This is a genomic window from Gluconacetobacter dulcium, from assembly GCF_014174165.1.
GTDB classification, from domain to species: domain Bacteria; phylum Pseudomonadota; class Alphaproteobacteria; order Acetobacterales; family Acetobacteraceae; genus Gluconacetobacter; species Gluconacetobacter dulcium.
Map to the genome: position 1 here is coordinate 1 of NZ_JABEQN010000026.1, position 22,843 is coordinate 22,843.

At 60.1% G+C, this 22,843-nt stretch carries 15 protein-coding genes and 3 pseudogenes; 6 read left to right on the forward strand and 12 right to left on the reverse strand.

Annotated elements, in window-relative coordinates:
* Window positions 1-175 precede the first annotated feature (175 nt).
* Both HLH25_RS16885 and HLH25_RS16890 read right to left on the reverse strand, forming a co-directional pair.
* Window positions 176-399: pseudogene (locus tag HLH25_RS16885) on the reverse strand (IS3 family transposase); the annotation flags it as partial.
* Between the two features lie 279 nt (window positions 400-678).
* Window positions 679-942, reverse strand: a pseudogene (locus HLH25_RS16890) (transposase); the annotation flags it as partial.
* A gap of 131 nt (window positions 943-1,073) precedes the next feature.
* On the opposite strand from HLH25_RS16890, the gene HLH25_RS16895 reads away from it, so the two are divergent.
* Together HLH25_RS16895 and HLH25_RS16900 are read left to right on the forward strand one after the other, a co-directional pair.
* On the forward strand, window positions 1,074-3,443 hold the full coding sequence (locus HLH25_RS16895; protein WP_182975187.1) for a copper-transporting P-type ATPase: 2,370 nt from the start codon (window positions 1,074-1,076) through the stop codon (window positions 3,441-3,443).
* Window positions 3,440-4,735 (forward strand): chloride channel protein, encoded by a 1,296-nt coding sequence (locus HLH25_RS16900; RefSeq protein ID WP_182975188.1) that lies wholly within the window; start codon window positions 3,440-3,442, stop codon window positions 4,733-4,735. Before HLH25_RS16895 ends, HLH25_RS16900 begins: the two co-directional genes overlap by 4 nt.
* 250 nt (window positions 4,736-4,985) lie before the next feature.
* Here the strand turns inward: HLH25_RS16900 and HLH25_RS16905 are convergent, their stop codons facing one another.
* The 7 genes and pseudogenes from HLH25_RS16905 to HLH25_RS16935 form a co-directional block, all read right to left on the reverse strand.
* Window positions 4,986-8,081: an efflux RND transporter permease subunit gene (locus tag HLH25_RS16905; protein ID WP_182975189.1), complete on the reverse strand. Its 3,096-nt coding sequence runs from the start codon at window positions 8,079-8,081 to the stop codon at window positions 4,986-4,988.
* Window positions 8,078-9,196, reverse strand: coding sequence for an efflux RND transporter periplasmic adaptor subunit (locus HLH25_RS16910; RefSeq protein WP_182975190.1), 1,119 nt, complete (start codon window positions 9,194-9,196; stop codon window positions 8,078-8,080). Before HLH25_RS16910 ends, HLH25_RS16905 begins: the two co-directional genes overlap by 4 nt.
* Window positions 9,197-9,276: 80 nt before the next feature.
* Window positions 9,277-10,512 carry a TolC family protein gene (locus HLH25_RS16915; protein ID WP_182975191.1) on the reverse strand — a complete coding sequence of 412 codons (1,236 nt, stop codon included), beginning with the start codon at window positions 10,510-10,512 and terminating at the stop codon, window positions 9,277-9,279.
* A gap of 167 nt (window positions 10,513-10,679) precedes the next feature.
* Window positions 10,680-11,114: a ribbon-helix-helix domain-containing protein gene (locus HLH25_RS16920; RefSeq protein WP_182975192.1), complete on the reverse strand. Its 435-nt coding sequence runs from the start codon at window positions 11,112-11,114 to the stop codon at window positions 10,680-10,682.
* 162 nt (window positions 11,115-11,276) lie between these two features.
* A complete protein-coding gene (locus HLH25_RS16925; RefSeq protein ID WP_182975193.1) occupies window positions 11,277-13,388 on the reverse strand; it encodes a relaxase/mobilization nuclease domain-containing protein in 2,112 nt (703 codons plus the stop codon).
* A 764-nt stretch (window positions 13,389-14,152) separates the two neighbouring features.
* Window positions 14,153-14,629, reverse strand: a complete 477-nt coding sequence (locus HLH25_RS16930) for a DUF2840 domain-containing protein (RefSeq protein ID WP_182975233.1) — start codon at window positions 14,627-14,629, stop codon at window positions 14,153-14,155.
* Window positions 14,630-14,699: 70 nt separating this feature from the next.
* A pseudogene (locus tag HLH25_RS16935) lies at window positions 14,700-15,962 on the reverse strand (cation:proton antiporter).
* 321 nt (window positions 15,963-16,283) lie between these two features.
* Between HLH25_RS16935 and HLH25_RS16940 the strand changes: the two are divergent.
* The 4 genes from HLH25_RS16940 (at window position 16,284) to HLH25_RS16955 (ending at window position 19,076) form a co-directional block, all read left to right on the forward strand.
* Entirely contained in the window at window positions 16,284-16,529 is a 246-nt protein-coding gene (locus tag HLH25_RS16940; RefSeq protein WP_182975194.1) for a hypothetical protein, read from the forward strand.
* A 72-nt stretch (window positions 16,530-16,601) separates the two neighbouring features.
* Window positions 16,602-16,856: a type II toxin-antitoxin system prevent-host-death family antitoxin gene (locus HLH25_RS16945; protein WP_182975195.1), complete on the forward strand. Its 255-nt coding sequence runs from the start codon at window positions 16,602-16,604 to the stop codon at window positions 16,854-16,856.
* Window positions 16,857-16,865: 9 nt separating this feature from the next.
* Window positions 16,866-17,291, forward strand: a complete 426-nt coding sequence (locus HLH25_RS16950; protein WP_182975196.1) for a hypothetical protein — start codon at window positions 16,866-16,868, stop codon at window positions 17,289-17,291.
* A gap of 36 nt (window positions 17,292-17,327) precedes the next feature.
* Window positions 17,328-19,076 (forward strand): recombinase family protein, encoded by a 1,749-nt coding sequence (locus tag HLH25_RS16955; protein ID WP_182975197.1) that lies wholly within the window; start codon window positions 17,328-17,330, stop codon window positions 19,074-19,076.
* Window positions 19,077-19,514: 438 nt separating this feature from the next.
* Here the strand turns inward: HLH25_RS16955 and HLH25_RS16960 are convergent, their stop codons facing one another.
* From HLH25_RS16960 to HLH25_RS16970, 3 genes are read right to left on the reverse strand one after another with little or no spacing between them, the layout of a single operon-like run.
* Window positions 19,515-20,588, reverse strand: coding sequence for a serine/threonine-protein kinase (locus HLH25_RS16960; RefSeq protein ID WP_182975198.1), 1,074 nt, complete (start codon window positions 20,586-20,588; stop codon window positions 19,515-19,517).
* Entirely contained in the window at window positions 20,585-21,655 is a 1,071-nt protein-coding gene (locus HLH25_RS16965; protein WP_182975199.1) for a serine/threonine protein kinase, read from the reverse strand. The genes HLH25_RS16960 and HLH25_RS16965 overlap by 4 nt, the downstream gene beginning before the upstream one ends.
* Window positions 21,652-22,833 (reverse strand): PP2C family protein-serine/threonine phosphatase, encoded by a 1,182-nt coding sequence (locus tag HLH25_RS16970; RefSeq protein WP_182975200.1) that lies wholly within the window; start codon window positions 22,831-22,833, stop codon window positions 21,652-21,654. Before HLH25_RS16970 ends, HLH25_RS16965 begins: the two co-directional genes overlap by 4 nt.
* Window positions 22,834-22,843 lie beyond the last annotated feature (10 nt).

A 22,843-nucleotide genomic window follows, 5' to 3' on the forward strand; every position in this document is an offset into this window, starting at 1 on the left:
GGTCCATGGCAAAGGCACAGTTCGCCATTCTCTTCGGTGAACGCTTCGCGCGCGCCACCGTCTGATCAACAATGTGCTCAACGCCTCGCACACGAAATTCCTGACAGTCCCACCCGAAGCGGATCTATCGTCGTTACAAGGAGTTGGGCATGCAACTGCGCAACAAGATGCCCACCCGCGCGGCCTGTTCGGCCGGACGCCGTGACGCATAGCGCCAGGTCTTCGGATCGATGCCGATCAGCTGGCAGGCCCATCGCTGCGAGTAATCCCGCTCCGTAATCGCCCAAGTCGCGGCCTCCCGCCACAAGCCGGGGGGCACGAGTTTTTTGCCAGCAGTTCCTTCAGCGTCGAGACGTCCATCACGCTCTCCACCAGGAGTCACTTCAGCTTCGCGTTCTCTAGAGAGCCGAGTCGTCAGATCGCGCCATTTTCACTGAGCAGCGAGGCTTGGAACGGCTATCACGCTATCGTGATAATGTCCCATTTTGTGCGCTAACTACGCTGCGCTTTCGCTCCCATTTGCATCCTATGTGCATCCTGCGCCGCATTCCGGGCACAAAAAAAGCCACCCTTGAGGGTGGCTTTTCTTCTGTCTTTTCAGACACTTAGCGTGTGGTTGCGGGGGCACGGTCTGGCCGATGCCGACATTCGTTGTCAGCAGTCATCTAGAGCCCGAACTCACAACCAGTAGCTAACGGCCGCGACGAGGCAGATGGCGGCGTGGAAGTTAGTGGCATTGCGATCGTAACGTATCGCGACGCGGCGGAAGCCCTTGAGGCGGTTGAACATGCGTTCAATGGCATTTCGCGTCCGATAAAGGACCGACGAAAAGCAGTTCCTCCAGACCCGGTTGGCCTTGGGCGGGATGTTTGGTGCGGCGCCCTCGCCCTCGATCTGTCGACGCACCGCGTTGGTGTCGTAGCCTTTGTCGCCGTGGATCAATCGCCCTCATGTCAGACATCGCGGAAAGGCGAAGTTGTTTGCGCAAGCGGACGTTCCGCCATTTCCTTCAAAACGTGCTAGTCGATAGCTGACGGTTGGCTCCTCCTACTGGATCATTCGAGAGAAATGGCATGCAGCAGACACAGCAGCAGGACGATCAAAATCCTTCCACGCTCGAGACAGTCTGGACCTGCCCCATGCATCCGGAAGTCAGGGAGACGCAGCCTGGGAAATGCCCGAAATGTGGCATGACGCTTCAGCAGGAGGACGAAACCGGCGCCATGCCGTCGATGCCGGGAATGAACAATCACCAGATGCGGCATGCTATGACGCGCCACGATCCGGAGCATGCGTCGCCGACTTCAATGAAGGCCGCGCTTCCTTCCGCCGGCTCACATACGATCTGGACCTGCCCGATGCATCCGCAGATCCGGCGGGACCATCCGGGAAACTGCCCGCTCTGCGGCATGGCGCTTGAGCCGGAGGAACCGGCGGGTCAGTCCGAGGAAAGCCCCGAACTGAAGGATTTCACGCGGCGTCTGATCGTGGCCGCGGCGCTCGCCGTTCCCCTTCTGATCGTCTCAATGGGCGGTGATGTCGGGCTGCGCCTCCTTCCGCCCGCTCTTTCACCTTGGATTCAGCTCGCGCTCACGCTGCCCATCGTCTGCTGGGCGGGACTACCATTCTTCCAGCGTGGCCTCGCCTCGCTGCGTACGCTGCACTTCAACATGTTCACCCTGATCATGTTCGGCGTCGGCGCGGCCTTCGGCTACAGCCTTGCCGCGACCTTTGTGCCCAATGCCTTTCCCGCGACCTTCCGGATGCCGGATGGCACGCTGCCCGTCTATTACGAGGCGGCGGGTGTCGTAGTGGCGCTGGTGCTGCTCGGCCAGGTGCTAGAACTGCGCGCCCGTGCGGCGACCGGCAACGCCATCCGCGCGCTGCTGGACCTCAAGCCGAAACAGGCGCACCGCATCGGTGCCGACGACAGGGAGCAGGATGTCCCGGTCGAGAACGTTATGAAAGGAGACCGGCTGCGCGTCCGGCCGGGAGAATCTGTCCCCGTTGACGGCACGGTACTGAACGGCGCGTCGAGCGTGGATGAATCCATGATCACCGGCGAGCCCGCGCCCGTCGAGAAGAAAGCCGGCGATCCGGTGACAGGGGGCACCATCAACGGCACAGGAAGTCTGGAGATCGAGGCGCAGGCGGTCGGCAGCGACACGATGCTGGCGCGCATCGTCAAGATGGTCGCCTCGGCCCAGCGCTCGCGCGCGCCGATCCAGACCGTCGCAGACCGCGTCTCGGGCTGGTTCGTGCCGCTGGTGCTTGCTGTCTCTATCGTGACCTTCATCGTCTGGTATGCCGTCGGTCCGGCGCCGCGCTTCGGTCACGCGCTGCTCAACGCGATTTCGGTACTGATCATCGCCTGCCCCTGCGCGCTGGGTCTGGCGACGCCGATGTCTGTGATGGTCGGCACCGGGCGCGGCGCGCGCGAGGGCGTGCTGGTGCGCGACGCGGGCGCATTGCAGGCACTGGACAAGGTGGACACGCTGGTCGTGGACAAGACTGGCACGCTGACTGAAGGGCACCCGAAGCTGATCGCGCTGGACGTCGCGGAGGGCTGGCAGGAGGATGAGGTGCTGCATCTGGCTGCGTCGGTCGAGGCGCAGTCGCAGCATCCGCTGGCGCAGGCCGTGGTCCGGGCGCTGAAGGAGCGCCACGGCGAACCCGCGCCGGTCGGGGATTTCGCCTCGCAGCCCGGTCTGGGCGTCAGCGGAAGAGTGGACGGGCATCAGGTGGTGATCGGCAATGCCGAACGGCTGAAGCAGGCGGGGGCCGATACCGCGCCGCTGGAGGCGACGGCCGGGGCGCGGCGTCAGGACGGCGCGGGCGTGATGTTCGTCGCCATTGATGGCAGGTTGGCTGGGCTGATCGCGGTGGCCGATCCCCTGCGGGCGGATACGAAGGCGGCGCTCGCGGCCCTGCACGCCGACGGGTTGCGCATCGTTATGCTCACGGGCGACAATGAGGCGACTGCAGCGGCTGTGGCGAAGGTCGCTGGGAATATTGCCGAAATCCATGCCGGACTGAAGCCGCAGGACAAGGCGGACATTATCCGGAGGCTTGAGGCAGCGGGGGCGCATGTGGCGATGATGGGGGATGGCGTGAACGATGCTCCCGCGCTCGCCGCCGCGTCCGTCGGCATTGCCATGGGTACGGGAACGGACGTTGCCATCGAGAGCGCGGGGATTACGCTGGCCCATGGCAGTCTCGGCGCGCTGGTTCGTGCCCGGACTCTGGCGCATGACACGATGCACAACATCCGGCAGAATCTGGCGTTCTCGTTTCTGTTCAACGGGATCGGCATCCCTGTGGCGGCAGGTGTCCTCTACCCGGTATTCGGGCTTCTGTTGTCGCCCATGATCGGAGGCGCGGCCATGGCGCTCTCCTCCGTCACGGTCATCACCAACGCGCTGCGGCTTGGAAAAACCCCGTGATACAAACGTCTGAAAACGATCCTCCCTGCGGCCTGACGATTCTTTCGTTGCTGTCGATCCTGACGGGCCTCGTCGCGGGCGTGATCTGCGGATCGTTCCGGCTGCTCCTCGAATGGTCTGACGGGTTGCGCACGGCGTTCGCTCTTGGTCCGTGGCACGGCTTTCCGGCCGGCTTGCTCCTGATTCTGGCATCGAGCCTTGCCTCCTTCCTTGCGGCGCTGATGGTGCGGCGGCTGGCCCCGCTCGCCTCTGGCAGCGGTATTCCGCATGTCGAGGCTGTCCTGGCCGGATCGACCACGCCCGCTTCGGCTGGTCTGATACCTGTGAAATTCGTCGGTGGTCTGCTTGCGATTGGTGGCGGGCTGGCACTCGGGCGCGAAGGACCGAGCGTGCAGATGGGGGCAACGGCTGCGAACACAATCGGCCGCGTGCTCCGGCTCGGCCGGTCGGACTGTCGGGTCTTGCTGGCGGCGGGCGCCGGGGCGGGTCTCGCGACCGCGTTCAACGCGCCGGGGGCAGGGGCCATCTTCGTTCTGGAAGAACTCGTCGGCCGCTTCGAAGCCCGCACTGTCTGTTCGGCACTGGGAGCCTCCGTCTCCGCCATTCTCGTGGCCCGCGCCATGCTGGGTGGGAACCCGGATTTCATGGTCTCTGTAGCGCCCGCAGTGATCGACGTTTCGACCCAGCTCCTGTTTCTGCTGACCGGGCTCGCGATGGGTGTCCTCTCCGTCCTGTATAACCGGACTGTCCTTACAACACTGCGGTTCGCGGAAGGTCTACCGGTCGGAGTGGAGACGCGCGCGGCGCTGATCGGCGCTCTGGCAGGCGTCATCGTCTGGCTGACCCCGCATCTGGCGGGAGGCGGAGACTGGCTGACGCAAAGCGCGATCAATGGCACCATCGCATGGTCGGTCATCTCGGGGCTGTTCGTCTTGCGTCTGGCTCTGGGAGCGCTCTCCTATGCGGCCGCGACGCCGGGCGGCCTGTTTGCGCCCATGCTGGCGCTCGGCGCACTTGCCGGGCTCGGCTGCGGCGATATCGCACATGTGCTTGAACCGCGTCTGGCGGGCGATACCGCTCCCTTCGTTATTGTCGGAATGGCGGCGATGTTCGCTGGGTCCGTCCGTGCGCCTCTGACGGGAATCATTCTCGTCACGGAGATGACCAATGCGACCAGCCTGCTGCTGCCGCTTCTCTCCGGGAGCTTCGCCGCGATGCTAGTCGCGGACGGCATGCAGGAGGCGCCTATCTACGAAGCCCTCCGCAACCGGGCCGCCGTCGCCAAACGCTAACTGGGCGAGCAGTACATCTCGCCCGCTCGGTGCTTACACCGAGTGTCGCCGTGAACCATCATCGTTCAGCACGATGCCTTCGCCAAAATGACAGGCACGTGTCTGTTCATTGGCGACGATTCTGCTGGACGCAGAACCACCCGCGACGCAGACGCAGACGCAGACGCATTAGTAAAGCATAATGTGCTTGCGCGATTGCGGTCTGGCTGATGCCAATACTCGCTCGCTACGATAATATAAACATAAGATATTATCGCGCCTTTTCCCGCCAGCTATTGAGCTTGATGTAGAAAGCCGGCAGAACAAGTAGGGTAAGCGCAGTACATGAAACCAGACCGCCGATAACGACTGTCGCCAGTGGTTTCTCCACCTCTGCACCTTCACTCATAGAAAATGCGGTGGGAAAAAAGCCGAGGCATGCGACAGAAGCGGTGGCCATGACGGGGCGGAAGCGTTCCCGTGCCGCCCTCGTCGCTGCCGTGAATCCATCGAAGCCATTACGACGTTTTTCAATGATCCAGGAGACGAGAACAACACCGTTGAGCGTGGCCACCCCAAACAACGCAATGAAGCCAATGCCAGCCGAAATACTGAATGGCATTCCGCGTAACCAAAGTGCAATGATGCCGCCCGTTGCGGCGAATGGCAGATTGATGAAAACGAGTCCTGCCAGCCAGGGGTCGCCCAATGCCAGCAGAAGCAGCAGGAAAATCAGTACGAGGGTAATTGGGACCACGATTTCGAGACGGGCGACGGCCGTCTGGAGATTACGGAACTGTCCGCTCCATTCCACCCGATAGCCGGACGGAAGCTGTATCTTGTCCGCAACACTTTTCTGTGCCGCCTGAACAAAAGATGCCAGATCGCGTCCGCGTACATTGGCCTGTACCATCATGCGGCGTTCGCCTTGATCGCGGCGGATGGCGGCCGGCCCGTCATCCAGTGCGATATGGGCTACCAGAGACAGTTCGAGGACATGATCGTCGCGCGTCAGAACCGGCAATTGACGCAGTTGTGACAGGCTATTGCGACTGTCAGCGCCGAAGCGCACCTCCGTCGGCACCAAGGCGCCGTTAATAGAGACGGGTGGACCGACATGGCCACCCACCGCTTCAATCACATCAAGGACTTCCGCGGTCGACACATTCAGCCGACCAGCGGCCGCGCGATCGACATCGATATGCAGATACGGGATGGTACCGACATCCTGCGGAGCCACATCGGCAGCGCCGGGCACGGCGGCGATCGCCTCCGAAATCCGCGCGGTAAGTGTCGAGAGGTTTTTCAGGTCCGGGCCATAGACGCCTACGGCGATCTGCGAGCGCACACCGGACTGAAGATCGTCCATGCGCATCTGGATGGGCTGACTCCAGTTATAAAGCGAACCAGGATTGTTCTTCCGCAGTGCTGTGTCGAAGGCGCGCACCAAGCCGTCCTGCGTCGACGACGTTTTCCACTCGGAGCGCGGCTTGAGCAGAATATAGGTATCGGTCTGCTCGCCGCCCTGGGGATCGGTCGGAATGGTGGAAGTGCCAGTATTGCTGACAACGGTCCGGATGTCGGGAAAGGTGCGCAATGTTCGTTCGATCGCATCAACCGAGCGGAGCGAAGCAGCCAACGAGATACCTGGCAAACGCGTCGAGGTGACGACGAGATCGCCTTCCTGAAGCTGGGGGATGAATTCGCCCCCCAGCCGTGTCGCCATAAAACCCGACAGACCAAGAATGGTTAAAGCGATCACGGTTACGCGTCCCGTATGCGCGACGCAGTAGCGCGAGGCGGGCAGAAAACCACGGCGCAGAAGCGCAATAAAGCGCGTGTCGTGAGCGCTTTCATCATCTGCCTCGTCATCATGCGCTTCCGCATAATGGGGACGGATCAGCATCAAGGAAAGGGCCGGGATACAGACGAGCGAGAACGCGAGCGAGGCGAGGAGGCCAAGAATGATGGTCTCCGCCATCGGCCTGAACATTCGGCCTTCAATGCCTTCGAGGGTCAGAATCGGCAGGTAGACGAGAATGATGATAAGAATCGCAAAGGTAACCGGGCGGGCGACGAGTGCGACGACTTGAGCGATGCTATCGCCAAAGCTGCTCCCCGGCGCGAGGCGACGGCTCATGACACTTTCGACGATCACAAGAGCACTGTCGACGATCATGCCGAAATCGATCGCGCCCAGGCTTAGGAGATTGGCGGAAATTCCCAGGTGATTCATCCCCACCATTGCGCACAGCAGGGAGAACGGTATGACCGAAATGATGACGAGTGAGGCCCTCCAGTTGCCGATGACAACCATCAATACCGCGAAGACCAATATGGCGCCCATGACCAGATTGTCGCGGACGGTCATGATGGTGACATTCGTGAGTGTCGAACGGCTGTAATAGGGTTCAAGCGTAATGCCTTGGGGTAGGCTGTGCATCACCTTGGGCAAGGCGGCCTTGATAGCCGCCAGGGTCTTCTTGGCGTTTGCGCCTTCACGCAGAAGAATGACGGCATTGACGATCTCGCCATTGCCATCCCTAGTGACGGCGCCGAGGCGCGGCAACTGCCCTTCATGAACACGGCCGAGTTCGCGGATATGAACTGCCGCACCGTTCGCGCCGCTCCAGACCTGGATATCACCGAACTCTTCCAGACTGTCGATCAGCGACCGACCGCCTATGATATGCTGCTCGTCGTTCTGCTCCAGCCATGCGCCGCCCGCAGCTTCGTCTCCACTATCGACTGCCTTGAAGACATCGGAAACAGATATGCCATAACGACGAAGAACGAGGGGGTTTAGTTCCACCTCATAGGTCTGGGACGCTCCCCCGTTGACGTTGACGTCAACCACGCCAGGAATAAGGCGCAGCTTTGGGACCACGTTCCACGTCATGATCGTGTTGAGTTCGGCGAGCGAGTGTCCGGCGCCGTGAATCTGGAGCTGAAGGATCTCGCCCATGCCGGTCGTCATCGGTCCCATGCTGAGGGATGCATGCTCGACAGGAATTGCGTTGCGCGCTTCGGTCAGCCGTTGTGAGACGAGTTCGCGAGCCCGGTAGATGTCTGTGCCGTCATCGAACTGGAGGTAGAGAACCGACACACCGGTCCGCGACACGGAGCGCATTGAGCCCAAGCCCACGACGCTGGAGAGTACAGTCTCTACTGGCACGGTGACGAGGCGTTCGATTTCCTGTGTCGGGAGGCCAGGGGCGCTGACCGAGACCAAAACCTGTCGTGGAGAAATGTCCGGCACTGGTTCGACCGGCAGGGATCGCAGGTCGAAAATCCCGGCGATCATGATCAGGATAACTGCGCCGAGCAGAGCCTTGCGCCCCGCTAGCAGTTTCAGGACAAAATTCATTTCTCCACCTGCCCGCTCTGGGGCGTCGGATTAAGCAGAGCCTGGGATTTGAGAATGAAACTGCCGTGCGTAACGACGATCTCGCCTGCCTCGACACCTTGAGTAAGGACGGTGCGACCGTCCAACGAGGGGCCGACAACGACATGCCGTGCCGCATAGTGATCCGGACCGGTTTGCACAAAAACGCACTTTTGTCCGGCAATCGTCTGTAAGGCGGAGGTGGGGATGACCTGACCGGCAACGGGGTGAGAGAAAAAGAGTCGCGTTCGAGCTAGCATGCCCGGACGCAGTGCTGACTGCGCGTTCGGCACTAGACTGCGTACCAGGACGCGGCGTGTCCCTATATCCACGCCGCCTTCGATCAGATCGATCCGGGAGGCTATCGGATCGTCCACTCCACGGAGCCAGGTCTGCTGTTGCCCGCCAATGGCCAGCTTGCCTGCATCTTCGGTCGAGACTTCCGAAATGACCCAGACCGAATTCAGGTTGTCGATTTCGATGGGAATCGCCGGGGTCGTCGCGATGGCTTCGCCGATACTGATATTGACGTGCCTGACGATTCCATTGACCGGAGAGATGACAGTGGATGAGAGGCCGTCAACTTTCTCGATCGGAGATGAAAACCTCCCCATGCGCTCTTTCTCGTTCTGTACCTGAGCTTTGCGCTGAGAGACGAGCGCGTGCATCTCAGTCATGCGTGCCTGACGCCTCTCCGCTTCGCCTGCCGCGATGACACCGCCGCGCAGGCGCTCACCGCGTTGCCATGCGAGAACTGCGTCGCGTTCCTCTGCCTCCGCCTGCCGGAGAGCGTCCTCTGCGGATACAAGGCGTTGGCGTTCGTCGCTTAGACTGAAATCGTCATACCGCATCAGAGCATCGCCAGGCTTGACGATTTGACCAGGGGTAACGAGGACGTCCATGACGCGTCCGGTACCAACAGGCCGGATACGGCTAATCCGCCGTTCGTCAGCGGCGACATAAGCCTGAGCTTCGATATAGTTGTGTAAGGCCCCAGGCTCGGCCTTTGCGGTTTCGATGCCCTCGCGCGTCAGAGCGGCTGGCGCGATGATCACTGGCCCTTTTGGCCAGCGCTCCTGTGCCCAAGCGACAGGCATGAATGCCATCATTATACCAAGCAGAGTTACGCCCAGGACGAAAAGCGTACCGACACCAGTCTGACGTTTGCAAAAAAAATTCATGGTGTCTGGCCCGACATGAGGAGGATACGAACGAGAGAGGCGCGCCAGATGACATCTGCCTGCGCCAGACGCTGGCTGGCTTCAAGTTCTCCCCGTCGCGCGCGAATATATTCTATGATTGGCGTTTCGCCGGCGCGCCACGCTGCGTCGAGTTGGACTGCCCGTTTCCGTAAGGCATCGTGGGACGCGCGTGCATGTTTCGTCACGACGATGGCGGAGGCCATTTGCGCGCGGATACGGCGATATTCCACTGCCACCTTCCGACGAGCAAGCTCTGCGTCACGTCGCGCCGCGCCGATCGCGCTGACATCCTTCATCAGTTTTGGTGTATTTCGTGCCGCGCTTGGCAGTGGAACCTGGAATTGCACTCCGACCTGAGTATCCCAGGGGCTGTCATACTGTTCCTGACGCGACACCTGGATGCCGATCTGCGGATTGGGCATGTAGGAATGCCGGGTCAGGTCGAACGCCGTCTGTGCTTCATGCGTCAGACTGTTTGCCAGAGCGATCCGAGGATCGTTGTCGGGGTCGAGCCGGAATTTGCGGACGGACAGCATTCGGCCGTCGATCGATAGCAGGTCCGGGATCTCATCCGAGCCGGTGGCTGTTTCCAGTTCCGCGCGCGCCACATCCAAGGATTGACGACGTTCCGCAACCTGCGCCTCAAAGTCTTCTTTTTCTGCTTCGACAGCCTCCTCGTCTGCGGGCGAGACTTCACCCGCTCTTACGGCCCGGCGCGAGGTCGTCAAAGTCTGATCTAGCAGGGAGACCATCTCGTCGAGATTGGCGATTTCGAGCGAAAGGGACGTCGCCAGACTCGTCAAGTCAAGCACACGAACACTGACCAGCAATCTTTGGACCTTGATGCGCGCATCGGCGACCGCTGTGCCCGCTTCTGCGTTACGTACGCTGGCTTTACCCTGGCCCGGAAGCCAAAGGGGAACGCTGATGCCGCCCTGATAGGTAGTATAGCCTACCTTGCTGCCAATGAAGTGATCGTCGAGATATTGGCCGCTCAATACGGGGCCGGAAGGAAACCAAGCATCAAGCGCACGTGCCGTCTTCTGACTTGTCTGGTGGTCAATGTCGGCTGAGTGCGTTTCAGGATCGCGCGAACGAGCAGCTATAATGGCATCGTGGAGACTCTCCGCCCGACCATGTGACATATTTACAGCAATTGCCGCACAAACAAAGATGAAACTGCCTATGACTCTTCTTTTTATCAAAGTCATTCAGTTATCCTAAGAACGGCTCGTCATGATTGACGTGCTCCTAGCAATATAGAGGGGCAAGCTAATTTCAGTGCTGAACGCTACCACGCGGAAGCACCCGTCATATGCATGAAGCGCCGTGACAAAATATTTCTATAAAAAAATCAGATGCTTATAACCATAAAAAATTATTTATTGCTGGTTACATTTGATGTTTTAATAGCATCTCGCACCCGATCATGTAGGAACCGCTGCCCCTTCGCCAGCCGCCGGACGAGCACCTCGTTGAACCGGGCATACATATCCGCGCCCCGATCCTTCGCGGCCTCGTTCTCGTTCGCCGGGATCGGAAGCTGACGCATCATCCAGGCATGGGTATAGAGCGCGAATGCCTCGCCCAGCACGGCAACGGCCTCGTCCACATCGTCGATCCGCCGCCCGAGCCGGTCCAGACGCTTCGACAGTGCCGCATCCCGGCGTCCATCGTCCTCGCCGGACACGAGCGACAGCACCGCCGCCTCGATCACCGCCGATTTCGACACCTTCCGGCGCTCGGCCAGCGCCTCGACCTGCTTCAGCAGGCCCGGCTCGAAATACACGTTCATCCGCTGCCGTCTGGTCATCGCCGTGCTCCCGATCTGGAGGTCCGATGACAGAGTGCGCTGAAATTTTCCCGACGCAAGTCCTTGTTGGATCGGCATAGTACAGGAGCGTAGCCTGGCGTAAAATTGGCGGCTCCTGTCGGTCTTTGTCTGCCTTCCGAAACGACTCGTGGTGGTTTCCCGCTACAGGCCAAGCCCCCTGCCCCGACCCAGTTCCCACGAGATGCCGCCATGCTCGTCCATGGAAATAGCCATCTCCTTCTGGCGCTGCCTGCCGATCTCCGGACGCCAGGGCACCAGCGAGAATTCATGTCCGCTTTCCAGCACCGCGAAGCGCCCGCTGGCCAGATCGATCGGGCCTTTCATCGTGCCCTGGATCGTCTCGAAGCGATCAAGCGGACGCCACAGCTTCCCCCGTTTCTCGGCCATGGCCTGCCCGACCCGTTCCACCTCCCGCCCTTCCAGCGTCGCCAGCAGGTTCTTCCGGTAGCGCACCATGCCCTCCGGGGTGAGGCTGGCGTCCCCACGCTGGATCAGGGCCTTTTGCCGTCTGGCCAGGGCGTCGCCGACCTCGCCCCCGAACCCGGCTTCCACCCGGTCGCCCTCGCGGCTTACCCCGGCCACCAGCCGCCGGTCGAGCCAGGTCGCGCCATCGGAGCCGATCTGCGCCTCCAGATCGAAGGCCGACAGCAGCCGCACCGTCGCCTTCGGCGCACGGGTGGCGTCATAGGCGATGGAGCGTTGCTGGAAGTCTTCCGGGATACGCCAGCGGTCGGCGTGCAGCCGTTCCACGATCCCCGCCCGGCGTAGCGCCTCCAGGCGGCGAACGTGGCCTTTGATCAGGTCTTCCGGGTTACCCTTGACGCTCCAGCGGTCGAGTTGCATCCGCTCCAGATGGGCGGAAGGGCGATAAATCCCATCCTCGGTATTGGCGAGGATCGCCCGGTCGGACGGGCGCGGCTTGTCGGGAACCGGAGCGGCGGCGATTTCCACGATCGCGCTACGGGGGAGGTCCTCCATCTGGGCGGGATCGAAACCGCGCAGGTGATGCACCCGCCCGTCGAGGCCATCGACCACCAGCGACAGTTTTTCCCCGAGTTCGTCCGTCAGATGCCTGTCCACCAGCCGCCCGGTGACCGATTTGTCTGGAACTTCGTCATGGAAGCGGAAATGCGCCGGGTCGCGGTCCTGCTCCGTTCCCTTGCCGCGCGCCTTCAGGGCGCGGTGCATCTGCTTTGTGATGTCGTCCCGCTCGCCGAGATTGCGCAGACGCTCTTCCAGCCGCTCGTCGAGCGTCCATCGGCCCGGCGCTGTCGGACGGGCCAGCCCCATGCGTTCCAGCTTCGCGAGGCGCGACAGGCGCAGCCGCCGGTCCACCAGATCCGAGGTCGGCGTCTCGATGCCGGGGCGCATGTCGATTGTACCATCCTGCGCCTGCGCCAGCAGGGCACGGTCGATGCGCGTGAAGCGGTCACGGTCGATGCCGGCTTCCAGCTTCTGGCGCCGTTCGATCTCGGACACAGGACCGAGGTCCAGCGTCACGAATTCAGACGCGCGTTCGCGCAGGCCGTGGGTGATATACCCGCCATCGATGACGAGGTCTTTGCCCTGGTCGTCGCGGCCATTAACGACGACATGAACATGGGGATGAGCGGTGTTGAAATGGTTCACCGCCACCCAATCCAGCCGCGTGCCGAGATCGGCTTCCATCTGCGTCATCAGCTCGCGCGTGAAGTCCGTCAAATTCTCCAGCCGGTCGGCGTCCTCCGGTGAGACGATGAACCTGAACTGATGCCGGTCCTCGGCGCCACGTTCGAGGAAGGCTTTCGCATCGGCGCGATCGGTCGCCGCGCCGTAGAGGACACCCCGCTCGCCGTCGCGGGAAGTCCCGTCGCGCTGGATGTAGCGCAGGTGGGCGGCGGCCCCGCCTCCCTTCCCGGCCTGCCGCACCACCCGCGCCTTCACCGTCACACGCCGGGAACCAGGAACCTGATGCCGCCAGCCGGCGATCCCGCGCGCCCGGACGAAGGACGCGCCCCGCCCGCGACCCACCCCACGGGTGGAACCGGAACGCGACGCACTCCCCGCACGCGAGGTCGCACCAGACTCAGAAGAGAAGCGGCGGCCCTGGCCGCCGCCCGCCCCGCTGCCGCCCCTCTTTCCGGGGTGCAGCGATTGCCGGCGAACCTGCGTCCGGATGCTGGCCAGAAAGTCCGTGCGACCGCGTGTCGCGCTACCCTTCGAGCGGATGCGTCCCGGCCGGGGACGGAGCGCGGTGTCGTCATCCTGCGCCATGGCCAGACCTCGCGAAAACCGGGCTTTTCGGGGGACAGTGCCGTCAGAAACGGCGGGAAACCTTCACGCCTGAAAAATGACGGCTCAGACGATAGAAATCCAGAGTGCCACTCGAAATATCCCTAACCCCATGTGCAGACGAAGAAAACCGAAGGTCTGGACCGGCAGGAGTGCCTATTCCTTTAATCTTGCCCTCACGTTTTTTCTTCTTTTTGGCCTCTGAATTCGGCTTTTCCGAATCTGATGGCCACTTCCAGCCTGACCGGGGGACTGGCAAAACCTGCCACAGATTACCTCTCGACACCACGCGAACGGAACGACAAAACGCTGCGCCGCGATCTGTCTTCCGTGTGTCTTATGACGTGCTGTGAACATGTCAAAATCATGCGTCGGACGTGATCAGAATCCAGATCCGCACATGACTGGGAACTGTCAAAGTGATGACGCTCCCGGCGACGATGACGGATCGGTCAGCCTGCGTTCGTCGTGCATCCGGGCCGCCCGTCCAGCGCCTGCAGATGGTGTTCCGGACGCGGGAAAACTCGTGTCACTGAACGCCGGATCGTTCGTCGGAATGGTGTCCAAAGCAGCGCCAAAGACGACCCGAAAGAGACGCGGCGGCGCAGCCGGCGCCTTCCGCCCGCGGCGCGAAGCGCCGCGTTGTCCCGGCACAAAACGAATGCGACAGGAGGATGGAAAAGCTGGCCGGAAAGAGAAGGGAAAGGCACGGGCAAACGTCGGTAAGCCAGACGCGGGAAGCACACTCAATGCAACGCGCGACGACGCAGCCATGCCCGATGCCGTGCTTTGGTATAGGCGTCGGGCTGCTGCCGTGCCTCCAGCCGATGGTGCAGGTGACGCCAGTAATCGGGACTGACCTCTATCGGGTCGATGTCCTGCGCCTCGACCGCGTCGATCGCTTCCAGCACATGCTGGACGCGCGGCCATGAAGTCTGGTGCAGTAACACCTCGCCGCCCGGCCGCACGCATGGGACAGTCTGGTAGTCTTCGCCGGAGCCGACCGTGCGCACGATGTCGATGTGCGACTCAACCGTGCCATAGTCGTTGGCGGCCCAGCGGACGAAGGCGAATACGTTGTCGGGGGCAAAGCTGAGCGCGCGTCGCTGACGGTCGAGAATGGTGTCCGCGACCGGCCGCCCGAAGCGCAGCCAGCGTTCCACCTGCTTCTCGATCCAGGTCAGTTCGACCGTCGTGATCAGGCCGGACGGATCATCAACCATCACGTCTGTTTCCTCTTCACGACCCACTCATCAGGCGGCACGAATGCCGCTGAAAGAATGGAGGAACGCATTACTGAGATTGGGATGCGGATGACGGATAGAGTCTGCGGGCGACCCGTTCCATGGTCAGCCCCTGCACGATGATGGTGAACACGACGACGCCGTAACAGACCGGCAACAGCAGGTCGCGCAAGTCTCCGGGCGGCAATCCAAGTGCCAGAGAGACGGAGATGCCACCACGCAGGCCGCCCCAGGTCAGAATACCGAGAACGCGGCCCCGCTCCCATTGCCTCAGATGAACCGGAAGCGTTGAAAACAGCACGCTCAATGCCCGCACGGCAATGGACAGCGGGATTACGGCAAGCGTGGCCAGCACCGTAAACAGATGCGGCGTGATCTCAAGGATTTCAAAGCCGATCAGCATGAACAGCAGCACGTTCAGCACCTCATCAATGAGTGTTCATGCGCTGTCGAGTTCCTTGCGGGATGCCTCATCGAAAACGGAGTGACTATAGCTTGTTCCAAAACACAGTCCCGCGACGACCACGGCAATCGCACCCGACATGCCAAGCTGGTTGGCGATGCTGAAGGTTCCAGTCGCCAGAGCCAGCGACGTCAGCAGATCAATATGCGGATCCCGCTGCCCCTTAAGCACACTGAGCGCGATCCATCCGGTCAATGCGCCCAGCAAACCGCCACCGATCGCCTCGCGGCAGAAACTCAGAGCAATCTCGGAGGTGGTTGCCCCCTGACTGTCCCCGGTAGGGAGTCCGATCGTGACACCGAAAATGACAACCCCTACGCCATCATTAAACAGGCTTTCCCCCGCGAAAACAGCCTGAAGCGGTCCCGGCAATCCTAGACGTTTCAGCATTCCCACGACCGAAACCGGATCGGTTGGTGCGAGAATAGCGCCGAGGACGATGCACCATGCAAAAGGAATGGCGTGGCCTAACAGGGGAAAGACACACCACGCCGCGATCGCCAGAAAGGCGACAGCCAGCACGGTCCCCAGAACAGAGAGGGCCGTGACCGAGGCAAGCTTTGCGCGCAGATGCCCGACATTCACTTGCATGGCCCCGGCAAAAAGCAACAGCGACAGCGCACCATTAAGAAGTGTCACAGGCAGATTGATGGATCCGAGCACAGACCGTGGAAGAGCCTGAAGATCATAGGCCGGGATCAGCGGATTCAGGATCATGACCAGAAGCGATGTCAGCAACGAGAAGACAAGCACGCCAATCGTGACTGGAACGCGGAGCGTATGGTGATTGAGAATGCTGAAGCCTGCCGAAAGTGTCAGAAGCAGGGCAAGGAGGCTGATGGTATCCATGGCCTCACCGCTGGCCGCTCCCACTTCCTACGTCAAGAAAAACCGGCAATGGGCCGCTACTGGGAGGGCTTGACGGTTCGATGAATGGCGGAAGCCGCCGTCGTCACCCAATCAGCGAGTCGTACCCTCGAAGCAAAAATTCACCAACTTGTGATTCTTTGGTTTGCGAACAAAATACCGCCAAATGTACGCCTGACTACGCCACAGCCCGCCGCAACCGACACACACCGACAATCCATTGGAATAGCTTGATTTTTCCGGTTGCACGCCGTTTTTCAGCGCGTGATGGTGCTGTCCTCTCCAGACGGAAAGGGCAGGACGATGACGGACGAAAACCGCATATCGAACGCCGGACCGAATTCTCCGGCCAACGATAACAAACCCGCGGGCAATATCCAGTCCGCTCTTCCCGATCCGGCCATGAAGGCGCGAACGGACGCACTGATCCTCGTCCTGGCGCGCCTGCTGGGACGGCAGATCGCCCGCGAAGAATTCGAGCAGCGGCTGGGCCAAATCGCCAACGCCAACGATCCGGCCGGTACAGCAGCGTCGGAGCATGAGGAATGAGATTATCCTTGAGAAAGAGGTATTATACGTATAATTTGGGCATCACCATTCCACCAGTAGGATGCCCTGCCCATGCCCACCGTCGGCGCCCTCGAATTCCAGCGCAAATTTGGCGAATTCCAGCATCAGGCCCAGCGCGAGCCGGTCGAGATCACCCGTCACGGTCGTCGCGAATATGTGCTGATGTCCGCCGATCATTACGACTGGCTCCGCGCAACAGCCCAGCGAAGCCACCGGACGGAAGACGTGTCCGACGTGGTGCTGGCCGCCGTGGAACGCGCCGAGATGGACCCCGAACACACGCATCTCGACGAGTTATTGAAATAAGGGCCGTCCGTGTCATTTCCCGAACCCAAACCGGGCCTCGTCGTCCGTTACGATTATTTGTGGACGCATGAGGCCACGCGGGGACAGGACCAGGGCAAAGATCGTCCCGCCTGCCTCGTCGCGGCCAGCGACAGCATGCTGCGGCCCCGCTATGTCGTGCTTCTGCCGATCACCCACACGCCACCTTCCGGCGATACGGTCGGGATCGAGATACCGGCGAAGGTCAAGGCGGCGATCGGACTGGACGATGTGCCAAGCTGGGTCATCGTCTCGGAACACAACGTCGATGAATGGCCGACCGGCGGCGTGTCGCCGGTCCCCGGCAAGGTCGGCGTCTTCGCCTACGGCTTCATTCCGCCGGGCCTGTTTACCCGGATCAAGGCGGAGTTCGTCGCCCTCGCCCGGCAGAAGAAAAGTGCTGCCGTGCGTCGCTGATCGTGGAGAACTGGTCAGGATTCAGGAGGTAAGGTCATGACCCGTGTCGCGCTCTATGCCCGCTATTCTTCGGACAACCAGCGGGCAGCCTCAATCGAGGACCAGTTCCGGCTCTGTGAGGAACGCGCCACACGCGAGGGCTGGCAACTGGTCGATTGCTACCGTGACGCGGCCATCTCCGGGGCCAGCATGATTTTGCGTCCCGGCATCCAGACCCTGCTGCGCGACGCTCAGGCCGGGCAGTTCGATATCGTACTGGCCGAAGCCCTGGATCGCGTGTCCCGCGATCAGGCTGACGTCGCAACGCTGTTCAAGCGCCTGCAATTCGCCGGCGTCACCATCGTCACCCTGGGCGAGGGCGAGATCAACGAGCTTCATGTCGGCCTCAAAGGAACGATGAACGCCCTGTTCCTCAAGGACCTGGCGATGAAAACTCATCGCGGCCTGCGCGGGCGTGTCGAAGCGGGCAAATCCGGCGGCGGCCTGTGCTACGGCTATCGCGTCGTGCATCAGATGGACGCGCGGGGCGAACTGATCCGGGGCGAGCGCGAGATCGATCCGGTCCAGGCCGAGATCGTGCGCCGCATCTTCCATGAGTTCGCCTCGGGCCGCAGCGCGCTTGCCATCGCCAGCCGCCTGAACGACGAAGGTATCCCCAGCCCTACCGGCGGCAAATGGAACAACACCACGCTACGGGGCAACGCCCTGCGCGGCACCGGCATTGTGAACAATGAGCTTTACATCGGACGCCTCGTCTGGAATCGCCTGCGCTATCTGAAAGACCCGCAAACCGGCAAGCGCGTCTCTCGGCTGAACCCGCAATCGGAGTGGATCATCACCGACGTTCCCGAACTGCGGATCATGGATGACGATCTCTGGCAGGCGGTGCGCGACCGGCAGGCGCTGATCGCGGAGAAGAGCGTGAACATCAGTGCCGGCATCCGGGCCTCGATCAACAAGCTCAATGGCCAGCGCCGTCCAAAATCCCTGCTCTCCGGCCTGGTGTTCTGTGGGGTATGCGGCGGTCCCTGCTCGATCCGGGGCGGCGACCGCTTCGCCTGCTCCACCCACATGGACAACCGCTCCTGCACCAACAGGACCACAATCCGCCGGCCGGAACTGGAAGACCGGGTGCTGTCGGGTCTCAAGGACCGGCTGATGACGCCCGAAGCGGCAGCGGAGGCCATGCGCGCCTATGTCGAGGAAACGAACCGCGCCAATCATGAGCGCCGCGCCAGCACGGCAGGATGGCAGACGGAACTGACCAGGCTGCGCAAGGGGCTGAAACAGATGCTCCAGGTGATCGAGGATGGCGGCTACACGCGCGGCATGGTCGAGCGGATGCGCGAGATGGAAGCCCGCGAGGATGAACTGGTCGCCCTGCTCGCCGCCCAGCCGCAGGATGTGCCGGACATCCACCCCAATGTCGCCGGGATCTTCAAACACAAGGTCGAGCGGTTGGCCGAGACGCTGAACCATCCGGAGGACCGGCAGGAAGCCTCCGAGGCCATCCGGGCGCTGATCGAGAAGATCGTGCTCCATCCCGGCAAGGGTCGGGGCGAGATGCACGCCACGCTCCATGGCGAGCTTGGCACGCTGCTGGACTTCGCCGCCTCAGGCGGTCAGGGGTCCAGAAACGCGAACACTCCCGGAGCCAGGGCTTCGGGAGTGTCGGTATCGGGTATTGCGGGGGCAGGATTGCTTCTCAAATTGCAGAAATCACAAGTTGAGAACAAAGCACGATTACTAAGTTGTTTTGATAAGATTTTTTCTGCTCATGCCTGACTCCTTGCCGAAATTAATAGCCCCCAGCCCTCGCCAAACAGAGAGTTTATTTATTCAAAGCCATGTTCGCTTACGCCCTGATTGTGTTGAAACAGTCTGTTCATAGCTTACACTCATGGTTTTTTATGTAACAAAAAAACTCCAAATGATTACAATACTCTATATGTTATAATATCGAATCAGAATGGTCGGTGCCAGCTCGCGCGGGATTTTTTCAACACAATCCCCTCATGTCGGACATATGGATCTTCTGATGGCCTTCCTCTAAGCCGACAAAGTGCCACTGCCGAGTTTAAACATCGGCGTATTTGTCCCTTTGGAAGACTCAAACGGCAAGATCTACCGTTTGTTACAACGCCCGCAGGTCGACGTACTGTGCTATGACATGTCAGGTAACGCTTAAATTTGGATTACTTGGGTAAATGCCGAAGCATCGACCTATTTGGCCTTTACAATTGGAAAAGCCCGGCGCGAGGGCGAACCTGGATATGGACTCATCCAGACGCGCTCACCAATGGCCAAAGCGGGCTCGGCATAAACCGAGTCAACATGACAGAAAATATCGCTGCCCACTGTAGTTGCAAAGCCCCAGTTATTGTTGTCGAATCTTTTTATAGTCCCAAATTCGCGTGGAACCGTCGAGTAATAGAGGCCCTCGCAGGCCGCAACGAGTTGGTCGGCTGTTGGACGCGCTGCAGGATCTTTCTGCATGCATAGCTTGATGAGATCGAATATCGCTGTGACAAATGGTGTAAACTGGCTTTTACTTATCAGAGGAGCAGGTAGCGGGGGCACCTGTGCTGCTTGAATAAGCGGTACGGCTTTGTAACCAGCGCCGAATGGTCGTTTGCCGGTCAGAATCTCGAAGGTTAGTGCGGCGATCGCCCAAACATCGGCGGGCTTGCCTGCGTGCTTCATATCGTCAATCGTTTCCGGTGCCATGTAAGGCAAGGCCCCGAGCGCGGTTTGAGAACTCGTGAGGCCTTCTTCATCACCAGCCACGGCTTCCTGGATCTCCTCTTGAGCCATCTTTGCGATGCCGAAGTCCGTGATCTTGAAACCAATAAAATCTCGGCCTCCTACAACCATGACGTTGGTCGGCTTGAGGTCGCGATGGATCACATTGACGTGGTGAGATGCCGCCAGTCCTTTGGCTAAATGATGCATTACGCGTCCGGCAGCGAAAGGATCGAGCATCGCGACATAGTTTTTCAGGAAATGGCCTAGGTCGCAGCCCTCAATCAGTTCTTCGACCAGGTAGAAGCGATCATCTTCTTCGACATAGTCGAGCGTCTTGGCAACATTGTCGTGGTTAACGCGAGCACTAAGAGTAGCACTTCTGCTAAAACGCTTTTTAGCGGTCGGGTTTTTGGGTGACTTGAGAACGACGTCACGTTCGAGCAACTGATCGTGGACGCGATAGACTTCCTGCATACCGCCCTGACCGATATAGTTGGCCACTTCGTACCGATCGCCCACAAGATCGCCAGTCGCATGCAACACACCACTCATAGAACCACCTCCGGATGCGTCACGTCAAAAGTAATGTATCGTCTTCTGACGCCAAGACTAGGTGCTCCGAGCGTAATCACGCAAGCGCCAGGCAAATTCTGTGGCGGAACAATGTTCATATTATTGATAAAAACATCACCAACGACATTGGTCGCGATGAAATTATATCCGTTGTAACTCACGTTTACCGAACCAAGTGAGCCTGCGCTCAGTTTCACGGATTGACCGATCTTCTCGAGGTAGTGGATTTTCTCACCGACAATCATGGTCGCCTTATGTCGGCCATGCAACAAATGGCGCCCAACAGTATCCCGGACGGTCTCCATGCTTGGGCGGCGGGCTGCCTTTTTTGATAGGCACTGATTGAGGATAGCGGCGATCTCTGGCGGAAGGGTGAGCGTTTGGCTGGTGAAGTCCGCATCCGCACTGGGTAGGCTGGGCGGAATCGTGCGCAGATTGTTGGGTAGCTTGCCTCGGACTAGCTTGAGCGCAGTAGCACCAAAGGCAAAAACGTCGACCGCCGTCGTGAAGTTAACCTTTTGATTCGGTGGAGCACAAAGTTCTGGCGCAATATAGCCCAGTGTGCCGATCGTCCCGATTGTTTCACAATTCACACCGTCCGTACGAGACAAGCCGAAATCGAAAATTCGGAGGCAACCTTCTGCATCGATTTTCATATTGTTGGGCTTGATGTCGCGGTGCACCACCCCGACCACATGAATATCAGCTAGACCGCAGGCAATCGCATAAACATAGCGTAAAAACGTGTCGACATCTTTGATCGGGATGACGGCATTCATATCCTGGCCAGGAAGGAACTCCTCCACAAGCGCCGTAACCGCACCGGAACTATCTTTCAGCACGTCGTAAATCTGAACGACATGTTTCGATCGGATGGCACTCAGGGCTTTGACTTCGTCGAGAATGCGTTTCTGGTCAACCCCCGGTTGAAGCACCTTGACGAGCACATGGCGATCCAGATGCTTGTCTTTGCACTTGAAAGCGGTCGACATCCCACCACCGCAAAAAGAGGAGCCAACTTTCTCATAGCGGGGCGGCAACTTCATTGTTTGTCCTCTTCCGGTTGGGTGGCCGGAGACGAAAACTGGACATCGACTTCGTTGCCGGGCTCATCAAGCGGCAACTGGGCGACAGCATCGGCTTTTGGAGTCGCGACCCTACGTTTGGGTTTGCGCGTCTTGCTTGTCCGCGCTTTCTCCTTGGAGGCAGCAGGCTTAGGCTGCGGTTCCTTGCTGCCGGCGTGCTCCGCAGTGACGGTCTTCTCCGAGGAGGGCAGCTCTTCGATCCGGTCGCTCGGCTCAGAAGGCCGACAGTTTAGCGGCGCATTGCGTATGCGTTCCGAACGTTCCCATGCGTCCGGCCCCGTGAAATGGATCGCCAAGGTATCGTTTGGTAGGATGGCAAGCAGTTCGTTATCTCCGCTATGATCGTAGAGTTCTGCCTCTATTCCTATAGGAAAAAAAATGGCGGAGGCGTTGTCGCGGCCACCCGTCATGTCGGACAGCATCAGCAATTTGCGGACAAGGTCACTCCCTCCCGCAGCGGCACTGACGACACGCTGGAATACAGAATGGGGAACATCGTGCGCACCATCAGATGTCAGGAGCACCGAACGGCAGTGGCCTGGAACGGGGGCAATTTGCGCCTCCATTTCCTCGCCCATCCCGACGAACTGCAGCAACCGCGAATCCTTTGGAGCTTCCGCCTGAGCTTCTTGTCGTTTCAAAAGGGCATTGATGGTGTCGTCGCGGCTTAATTGCTCTACCACGCGGTCGGGCATGACACCGTAGATGCGGCTATCGCCCACGTGACAAAATATTGCCCCATCATTGGAAGAAATTACTGCAGACAGCGTCGTGCCGCCAGCACCATGCAGTCGCTGATAAATTTGCGCGTTCGCAAATGCGATTGCCTTAGAGAGGCGCTCTTTCCAGCCGATAATTGGGGTCGAAAACAAATAAGCCGTAAAGGAGCTGGCAGCAAGGATCGCGGCCTCCCGGCCTTGACTCATGCCACCAAGACCGTCACAAACCATCGCAATGGTGAAGTTCGTGCGACCACCATGTGCATAGGACACTCGCGCGACGAGACAGCAATCTTCATTGCGCTTCCGCACCTGCCCAACACTTGATCCAATCACAACACCGCTGTACGTGCGAATGGCTTTGCCGGAGCCTTGCGCTTCTAATGCTCTCGCGAGTCTGTTTCGTATCCGCTCTATCAACCCTGCGCTC